This is a genomic window from Bradyrhizobium sp. P2_E8, assembly GCF_056403875.1.
The window spans coordinates 1-7,292 of the sequence record NZ_JBFUES010000423.1 but is presented as its reverse complement, the minus strand read 5'-3'; the positions used below and the strand labels follow the sequence as shown (position 1 = coordinate 7,292).

Here is a 7,292-nt window from a genome sequence, read left to right as displayed (position 1 = left end):
GGACACGCCCGACGACGTCGTGTTCGAGCATCTCAACGAGCTCTGCTATCCCGACCAGCCGATGGGCCGCTCGCTGCTCGGCACCGCCAAGACGCTGCGCGCCTTCAACCGCGACATGCTGCGCGGCTATCTGTCGACCCATTATCGCGGGCCCGACATGGTGGTGGCCGCCGCCGGCGCGGTCGATCACAAGCAGGTGGTCGCCGAGGCCGAGAAGCGCTTTGCGAGTTTTGAGGGCACGCCGGGCCCGAAGCCGCAGGCCGCCCAGTTCGGCAAGGGCGGCGCCAAGGTCGTGCATCGCGAGCTCGAGCAGGCGCATCTGACGCTGGCGCTGGAAGGCGTGCCGCAGAACGACCTGTCGCTGTTCTCGCTCCAGGTCTTCACCAACATCCTCGGCGGCGGAATGTCGTCGCGGCTGTTCCAGGAGGTGCGCGAGAAGCGCGGCCTCTGCTACTCGATCTACAGTTTCCACGCGCCCTATACCGATACCGGCTTCTTCGGCCTCTACACCGGCACCGATCCCGCCGACGCGCCGGAGATGATGGAGGTCGTGGTCGACATCATGAATGATTCGGTGGAGACCCTGACCGAGGCCGAGATTGCGCGGGCCAAGGCGCAGATGAAGGCGGGGCTCCTGATGGCGCTGGAGAGCTGCTCGTCCCGTGCCGAGCAGCTCGCCCGCCACGTGCTGGCCTATGGCCGGCCGCAGACGGTGCAGGAGCTGGTGGCCCGGATCGACGCCGTCAGCGTCGAATCGACCCGCGATGCGGCGCGTGCACTGCTTTCGCGCAGCCGCCCTGCGGTTGTCGCATTAGGCAGCGGCAGGGGTCTGGACACGGCGGTGTCTTTTGCGGAAGGATTGACCCGGGCACGCGCCAAGGCGCGGCTGCATTAGGAGCCGCGCACGGGCTGACCCGCCCCGGGAAGCATCACCATGGCCCTCTTTCGCCTGCCATCCAGTGGACCCGCCGCCCTCGCGCCGCGCGGCAACGGGCTTTTGCTGCGCGCACCGCAGATGTCGGACTTCCTGCAGTGGGCTCACTTGCGCGAGTCCAGCCGCGACTACCTCACGCCCTGGGAGCCGATCTGGCCGTCGGACGACCTGACGCGCTCCGGTTTTCGCYGCCGGCTGCGCCGCTATTCCGAGGATATCGCCGCGGACCGCTCCTACCCCTTTCTGATCTTCCGGGAGCTCGACGGTGCCATGGTCGGCGGCATCACGCTCGCCAATGTCCGGCGCGGCATCGTCCAGGCCGGCACCATCGGCTATTGGGTCGGCCAGCCCCATGCCCATCGCGGCTACATGACGGCTGCGCTGCGGGTCCTGCTGCCGACGCTGTTCGGCGAGCTCAACCTGCACCGGGTCGAGGCCGCCTGCATCCCCACCAATGCACCCTCGATCCGGGTGCTGGAGAAGTGCGGCTTCTCCCGGGAGGGGTTGGCGCGCCGCTATCTCTGCATCAACGGGGTCTGGCAGGACCATTTGCTGTTCGGCCTGCTGCACGAGGATTTCCGCGGCTGAGCCAGTCGGTTCGTACGGCCAAAGTCTCTGGCGTCCTGCCTTTTTTGCTGCCTTGGGTTCGCCGATTTTGGCGATATAACGCGGCGGGAAAGGCTGGCGATCGGCCGGGTTGTTGTCATGGAGTATGGGCGTTGATGGTGCACGAGCTTCGGTCATCGCGGAATGCGTTGCGGCGGGGGACAGCGGTCGCGCTGGCGTTGTCGGTTGCGTTCGCCTCCGTCTCGCCGGTGGCGGCCCAGTCGTTCAGCGACCGCTTCAAGAGCCTGTTCGGCGGCAAGCCCGACGAGGATCCGGCCCAGCCCAAGCCGGCGCCGGCGCCGGGCCAGCCTGCGGCCGACGACGATCTCGATTGCCCGCAGGTCACGGTGCGCGCCGGAGCCTCTACCTATGCGGTCGGTGCCACCGGCAAGCCGGCCGTCGGCAATGAGGTCCGCTTCCAGGCCACCATCACCAAGATGGCGCGTGAATGCGTCCGCAACGGCGGCGACATCACGGCCCGGATCGGCATCCAGGGCCGCGTCATCGCCGGTCCCGCCGGTGCGCCTGCCTCGGTCGATGTGCCCTTGCGCTTCGCCGTGGTGCAGGGCGGCGTCGGCGAGAAGGTGATCGCCTCGAAGGCCTACCGGACCACGGTCGGGATGTCGGAAGGCGGCAGCGTGCCCTTCACCTTCGTCGCCGAGGATCTGTCCTATCCGGTGCCGTCGGCCGCGACCGCCGATTCCTACATCTTCTATGTCGGCTTCGACCCGCAGGCGCTCTCGCCCGAGCCGAAGGCAAGGCCGAAGAAGAAGTAGGTGGCCGCCAATTCAGCTGTCATGCCCCGCCAACGGGTCTCGCCTTCGGCGAGCCCGATGCAGTGCGCCGCGGCTTCTCCGTACCTCATTGCTGTCTCTGGAATACTGGATCACCCGCCTTCGCGGTGATGACATCCAATTTGCGGCCACAGCGCCCGACAAACAAAAAAGCCGGCGCTCATCGCGCCGGCTTTTTGATTGATGAGAGCAAACCCCTCAGTTCAGCTTCTGCCGAACCTCGCTGATGCTCTTCGCGAGCAGGTCGTCGGCGACCTGGCCCTTGACCGACTGCGACAGGATCGTGGAGGCGGCCTGGACGGCGGCTTCCGCGGCTGCGGCGCGGACATCGGCCACCGCCTGGGCCTCGGCGAGCGCGATCTTGCTCTCCGCGGTCTTGGTTCTGCGGGCGACGAAGTCTTCCATCTTCGCCTTGGCCTCGGTCGCGATGCGCTCGGCTTCGACCTTGGCGTTGGCGATGATGTCGGCGGCCTCGCGCTCGGCGGTGGCGCTGCGCGCCTTGTAGTCGGCGAGCACCTTGGCCGCCTCCTGCTTGAGGCGCGTCGCGTCGTCGAGCTCGGCCTTGATGCGCGCGGCGCGATGGTCGAGCGCGGTCATCGCAGACTTGAACACCCCGAGATAGCCGAACACGACCATCAGGATCACGAAGGCGATGGCGACCCAGGTTTCAGGATCGAAGAACATCTCGACTAACCTTTCAGGGACGCGTCGACCGCGGCATTCACTGACGCGGCATCGGGAACGACGCCGGTGAGCTGCTGCACGATCTGGCCTGCCGCATCGGCCGCGATGCCGCGGACGTTGCTCATGGCCGCCGTGCGGGTCGAGGCGATGGTCTTCTCCGCCCCGGCGAGCTTGGCCGCCAGCTGCTCTTCCAGGGCCTTGCGCTCGGCTTCCGCCTGCGCATTCGCCTTGTCGCGGGATTCGTTGCCGATCGCCTGCGCCCGCGAACGCGCCGAAGCGAGCTCGCTTTCATAGGCCTTCAGGGCCGCGTCGGACTGGTCCCTCAGCTTCTGCGCCTCAGCGAGGTCACCCTCGATCTTGTTCTGACGCGCTTCGATCGCCCCGCCGACCTTCGGCAGAGCGAGCTTGGACACGATCACGTAAAGCACGACGAAGAAGATCGCGAGCGACACCAGCTGCGAAGCATAAGTGCTGCTCTCGAACGGCGGAAAGCCACCACCGTGACCGCCTTCGGCCCCGGTGTGGGCGCCCGCCGCTGGACCCTTCGCCCCGCCATGACTCTCAGCCATGGAGTTCTCCTGTTGCTGTCATGCGCGCCGCTTCGGTCGAAGCGGCGCGAAGAACGTCGTCCTCAGAGCGGAACGAACAGCAGCAGCAGCGCGATCAGCAGCGAGAAAATGCCGAGCGCTTCGGTCACGGCGAAGCCGAAGATCAGGTTGCCGAACTGGCCCTGAGCGGCCGACGGATTGCGAACGGCCGCGGCGAGGTAGTTGCCGAAGATCACGCCGACGCCGACGCCCGCGCCGCCCATGCCGATGCATGCGATGCCCGCGCCGATAAGTTTTGCTGCTGCCGGATCCATTTTAGACTCCTTGGAAGAAAGATTGGGTTGTGGGTGGAAATTCCCCGGACCGCTTAGTGTCCCGGATGAATGGCGTCGTTGAGGTAGATGCAGGTCAGGATCGCAAACACATAGGCTTGCAGGAACGCGACCAGAATCTCGAGGGCGTACAGCGCGACCGTGAGCGCCAGCGGCAGCACGCCGCCGACCCAGCCCAGGGCGCCGAGCGAGAAGCCGAGCATGGCGACGAAGCCCGCGAACACCTTCAGCGCGATGTGGCCGGCCAGCATGTTGGCGAACAGACGGACGCTGTGGGAGACCGGCCGCAGGAAGAACGACAGGATCTCGATGAACATCACCAGCGGCAGGATGTAACCGGGGACGCCGTGGGGCACGAAGATCGAGAAGAATTTCAGGCCGTTCTTGGCAACGCCGTAGATCAGGACCGTGAAGAAGACCAGCAGCGCCAGGGCTGCCGTCACGATCAGATGGCTCGAGATCGTGAAGGTATAGGGAATGATGCCGATCAGGTTCGAGACGCAGATGAACATGAACAGCGAGAAGATCAGCGGGAAGAACTTCATGCCTTCCGCGCCGGCGGTCGAACGGATGGTCGAGGCGACGAACTCGTAGGAGATTTCGGCGACCGACTGAAGGCGCCCGGGAACCAGCTGCGCGCCACTGGCAAGCATCAGCAGCGAGATGATCGCCACGGCGATCAGCATGTAGAGCGATGAATTGGTGAAGGCGATCGTCTGATGGCCGATATGGCCGATCGTGAAGAGAGGCTCGATGTTGAACTGGTGGATCGGGTCGATTTTCATCAGCGCGGCATCTCTTGGTCTGCCGRGCAATGCCGGCGGGTCTCGGTCTGCCGGCCGGGCCGGCCCGTACCGGCGAAGCCGGCACGATCATTCCTCTCCTGGTGCGGATCGCTTAAGAACCACCGCGCCTGTTTTGCCCCGCGCCCGCCGTTCTCACCACGTTCACGACGCCGGCGACGAAGCCCAGCAGCAGGAACACGATAAATCCGAAAGGCGACGTCGACAGCAAGCGGTCGAACCCCCAGCCAATCCCCGCCCCGACAACGACGCCGGCAACCAACTCCGAAGATAACCGAAAACCAAGCGCCATAGCCGAGGCTCTGGCCGCTCTGTCTCCACCGTCACCTGCGGGTTGCTCGGTCTTGACGTGGCGGTCGCGAAACTCGGACAACCGCTGGTCAAGATTTCCGAGCCGTTCGGAAAGCGCAGCTTCCTCGGGCGATCTATCGCGATCTCCATTCTCGCCGTGCCCCGTGCCCTGTGTCATGCAACGAAGACCCGAAACGCCGCGGCTGAATGGAAATTACGCCCGCCACCCTCAAAAGCCGCGCGGACCATACTGATGGCCCATAATCAAGTCAAGCCAAGTCACGATTGCGTCGCTTTCCGTTATGTATCTGATTTCTTTGACGATATCGGCCTGTGCGGCAGCGCTGCACACAGCGTGACGCCGCACCGCAGCAGCTCTCCTCATGATCGGCGGATGCGGCCGGCATTTCGCCGTGCTGCCGGGATCAAACGGGCCGCCGGGATCGTTGATTCAGGGTGAGTGTTTTTGGCGGCGGATGGCCTCGCCGGGGTGTAGAATTGGAGATGTGCCACCTGCGCGTCGTGGCGGAGAGTGCGATGAGACCAGCGACGTCCTCCACAACATCGTGGTTTGCGGCAGCGGCGCTTGCCGCGGTGATGGCAACCAGCGGCGGTCTCGTTGTCGCCCAATCTGCCCCCGACAGCGAAAACGGCCGCTACAGCATGACACCGATCCCCGAGGGCGTGCTGCGGCTCGACACCCGCACCGGTACGGTGTCGACCTGCAGCAAGAACGGCGCCGGCTGGGCCTGCTACGCGGTGCCCGACGAACGGACCGCGCTCGACGCCGAGATCGGCAGGCTCCAGGCCGAAGTCGAGAAGCTGAAGGGACAGATCGCGGCGGGACCGACCGTGTCGGGCAAGATCGACGAGGCGCTGCCGAAATCCGACCCGCTCAAGAAAGCGGATCCGAAGGTCGCCGAGGGCGACCGCAAGATCGAGATCGTCGTAGGGTGGGCAAAGGCGTTCTTGCGCCGTGCCCACCATGTCTCCACGATGCTGAGAAGAGACGTGGGCACGTCGCTTCGCGCCTTTGCCCACCCTACGGCAGCGTTCGATCAATCGAGATATTTGATGACATCAGCCAAATCCATCACGCGCTCGGCGCCATCCTCGGTGCAAGCCACCAGCATCGCATCGTCGCTGCTTACCGTGCAGACGCCGGGTCGCGGCTTCACCGATCTCACCAGCGAAGCTGCGAAGTTCATCAATGAGGCCCGCGCGCGCGACGGCGCGCTGACGCTGTTCATCCGTCACACCTCGGCGTCGCTGACGATCCAGGAAAACGCCGATCCCTCCGTGCTGGTTGATCTCACCACCGCGCTATCCAGGCTCGCGCCGGAGAATGCCGGGTGGACCCACGACACCGAGGGGCCCGACGACATGCCCGGACATATCAAGACGATGCTGACGCAGACCTCGCTTCAGGTCCCGGTCCTGAACGGCAGGCTCGCGCTTGGCACCTGGCAGGCGATCTACCTGATCGAGCATCGCACCCGCCCGCACCGGCGCGAGGTGGTGCTGCAATTCATCGGCAGCAATCAGTAAGGGCTGAAAACAAAACCGGCCGCGGAGACCGCGGCCGGTTGGTGTTGGCTGGTCGCTGCTGTCGATCAGGTCGCCTTGATGTCGACGTCCTTGGTCTCGGGCAGGAAGAAGAAGCCGATCACGACGGTAATCGATGCGAAGATGACCGGATACCAGAGACCCGCATAGATATCGCCGGTCGAGGCCACGATCGCGAACGCGGTCGCCGGCAGCAGGCCGCCGAACCAGCCGTTGCCGATGTGGTAGGGCAGCGACATCGAGGTGTAGCGGATGCGGGTCGGGAACAATTCGACCAGCATCGCGGCGATCGGGCCGTACACCATGGTGACGAAGATCACGAGGATGAACAGCAGTCCGATGGTCGCCGCCACCTGCGGACGGAAGATGTCGAACGGATGCGCCATCTTCACGATGCCAGCGTCGCCGGTCTTCGGATAGCCGGCGGCCTGCACGGCGGCGAGCACCGCCGGATTGCTGTCCTTGGCGTTGGCGTAGGCAACTTCCTTGCCGTTGACCATCACCTTCACGCCGGAGCCGGCCGCACCCGATGTCGTCGAGTACTTGACTGACGACTGGGCGAGGAAGGCGCGTGCGGTGTCGCAAGGCGCGGTGAAGACGCGGGTACCGACCGGGTTGAACAAGTCGCCGCAACCTGCGGGATCGGCCACCACCTCGATCTTGGCCTGTTCGATGGCCTTTTCCAGCGCCGGGTTGGCGTTGGAGGTGATCATCTTGAAGATCGGGAAGAAGGT

At 65.1% G+C, this 7,292-nt stretch carries 11 protein-coding genes and 1 pseudogene; 6 read left to right on the top strand and 6 right to left on the bottom strand.

Annotation, left to right across the window (positions count from 1 at the left end):
- The 3 genes from AC1D00_RS22465 to AC1D00_RS22455 all read left to right on the top strand — a co-directional run.
- On the top strand, positions 1 to 895 hold an 895-nt coding region (locus tag AC1D00_RS22465; protein WP_477012156.1), incomplete at its 5' end, for a M16 family metallopeptidase.
- Between the two features lie 39 nt (positions 896 to 934).
- Positions 935 to 1,522: a GNAT family N-acetyltransferase gene (locus AC1D00_RS22460; RefSeq protein ID WP_477012155.1), complete on the top strand. Its 588-nt coding sequence runs from the start codon at positions 935 to 937 to the stop codon at positions 1,520 to 1,522.
- Positions 1,523 to 1,656: 134 nt separating this feature from the next.
- Positions 1,657 to 2,316 (top strand): hypothetical protein, encoded by a 660-nt coding sequence (locus tag AC1D00_RS22455; RefSeq protein WP_477012154.1) that lies wholly within the window; start codon positions 1,657 to 1,659, stop codon positions 2,314 to 2,316.
- A gap of 216 nt (positions 2,317 to 2,532) precedes the next feature.
- Here the strand turns inward: AC1D00_RS22455 and AC1D00_RS22450 are convergent, their stop codons facing one another.
- From AC1D00_RS22450 to AC1D00_RS22430, 5 genes are all read right to left on the bottom strand, one after another.
- Positions 2,533 to 3,018: a F0F1 ATP synthase subunit B family protein gene (locus tag AC1D00_RS22450; RefSeq protein WP_011084004.1), complete on the bottom strand. Its 486-nt coding sequence runs from the start codon at positions 3,016 to 3,018 to the stop codon at positions 2,533 to 2,535.
- A gap of 5 nt (positions 3,019 to 3,023) precedes the next feature.
- Positions 3,024 to 3,587 carry a F0F1 ATP synthase subunit B family protein gene (locus AC1D00_RS22445; protein ID WP_135176253.1) on the bottom strand — a complete coding sequence of 188 codons (564 nt, stop codon included), beginning with the start codon at positions 3,585 to 3,587 and terminating at the stop codon, positions 3,024 to 3,026.
- Positions 3,588 to 3,649: 62 nt separating this feature from the next.
- Positions 3,650 to 3,880 (bottom strand): F0F1 ATP synthase subunit C, encoded by a 231-nt coding sequence (locus tag AC1D00_RS22440; RefSeq protein WP_007599451.1) that lies wholly within the window; start codon positions 3,878 to 3,880, stop codon positions 3,650 to 3,652.
- Positions 3,881 to 3,933: 53 nt separating this feature from the next.
- On the bottom strand, positions 3,934 to 4,683 hold the full coding sequence (locus AC1D00_RS22435; protein ID WP_135176254.1) for a F0F1 ATP synthase subunit A: 750 nt from the start codon (positions 4,681 to 4,683) through the stop codon (positions 3,934 to 3,936).
- 112 nt (positions 4,684 to 4,795) lie between these two features.
- On the bottom strand, positions 4,796 to 5,170 hold the full coding sequence (locus AC1D00_RS22430; RefSeq protein WP_404551146.1) for an AtpZ/AtpI family protein: 375 nt from the start codon (positions 5,168 to 5,170) through the stop codon (positions 4,796 to 4,798).
- Between AC1D00_RS22430 and AC1D00_RS22425 the strand changes: the two genes are divergently transcribed.
- The 3 genes and pseudogenes from AC1D00_RS22425 (at position 5,051) to AC1D00_RS22415 (ending at position 6,540) form a co-directional block, all read left to right on the top strand.
- Positions 5,051 to 5,452 (top strand): hypothetical protein, encoded by a 402-nt coding sequence (locus tag AC1D00_RS22425; RefSeq protein WP_477012157.1) that lies wholly within the window; start codon positions 5,051 to 5,053, stop codon positions 5,450 to 5,452. The genes AC1D00_RS22430 and AC1D00_RS22425 overlap by 120 nt on opposite strands.
- Before the next feature lie 77 nt (positions 5,453 to 5,529).
- Positions 5,530 to 5,937, top strand: a pseudogene (locus AC1D00_RS22420) (hypothetical protein); the annotation flags it as partial.
- A gap of 129 nt (positions 5,938 to 6,066) precedes the next feature.
- Positions 6,067 to 6,540 carry a secondary thiamine-phosphate synthase enzyme YjbQ gene (locus AC1D00_RS22415; protein WP_025575187.1) on the top strand — a complete coding sequence of 158 codons (474 nt, stop codon included), beginning with the start codon at positions 6,067 to 6,069 and terminating at the stop codon, positions 6,538 to 6,540.
- A gap of 65 nt (positions 6,541 to 6,605) precedes the next feature.
- Here the strand turns inward: AC1D00_RS22415 and AC1D00_RS22410 are convergent.
- Positions 6,606 to 7,292 (bottom strand): MFS transporter (locus AC1D00_RS22410; RefSeq protein ID WP_477012153.1); only part of this gene is annotated, 687 nt, incomplete at its 5' end.

Excerpts from the sequence above, each read along its gene's own strand:
- AC1D00_RS22455 (WP_477012154.1), top strand. The coding sequence starts at position 1,657 with ATGGTGCACGAGCTTCGGTCATCGCGGAATGCGTTGCGGCGGGGGACA.
- AC1D00_RS22450 (WP_011084004.1), bottom strand. The coding sequence starts at position 3,018 with ATGTTCTTCGATCCTGAAACCTGGGTCGCCATCGCCTTCGTGATCCTG.
- AC1D00_RS22435 (WP_135176254.1), bottom strand. The coding sequence starts at position 4,683 with ATGAAAATCGACCCGATCCACCAGTTCAACATCGAGCCTCTCTTCACG.
- AC1D00_RS22415 (WP_025575187.1), top strand. The coding sequence starts at position 6,067 with ATGACATCAGCCAAATCCATCACGCGCTCGGCGCCATCCTCGGTGCAA.
- AC1D00_RS22445 (WP_135176253.1), bottom strand. The coding sequence starts at position 3,587 with ATGGCTGAGAGTCATGGCGGGGCGAAGGGTCCAGCGGCGGGCGCCCAC.
- AC1D00_RS22440 (WP_007599451.1), bottom strand. The coding sequence starts at position 3,880 with ATGGATCCGGCAGCAGCAAAACTTATCGGCGCGGGCATCGCATGCATC.
- AC1D00_RS22430 (WP_404551146.1), bottom strand. The coding sequence starts at position 5,170 with ATGACACAGGGCACGGGGCACGGCGAGAATGGAGATCGCGATAGATCG.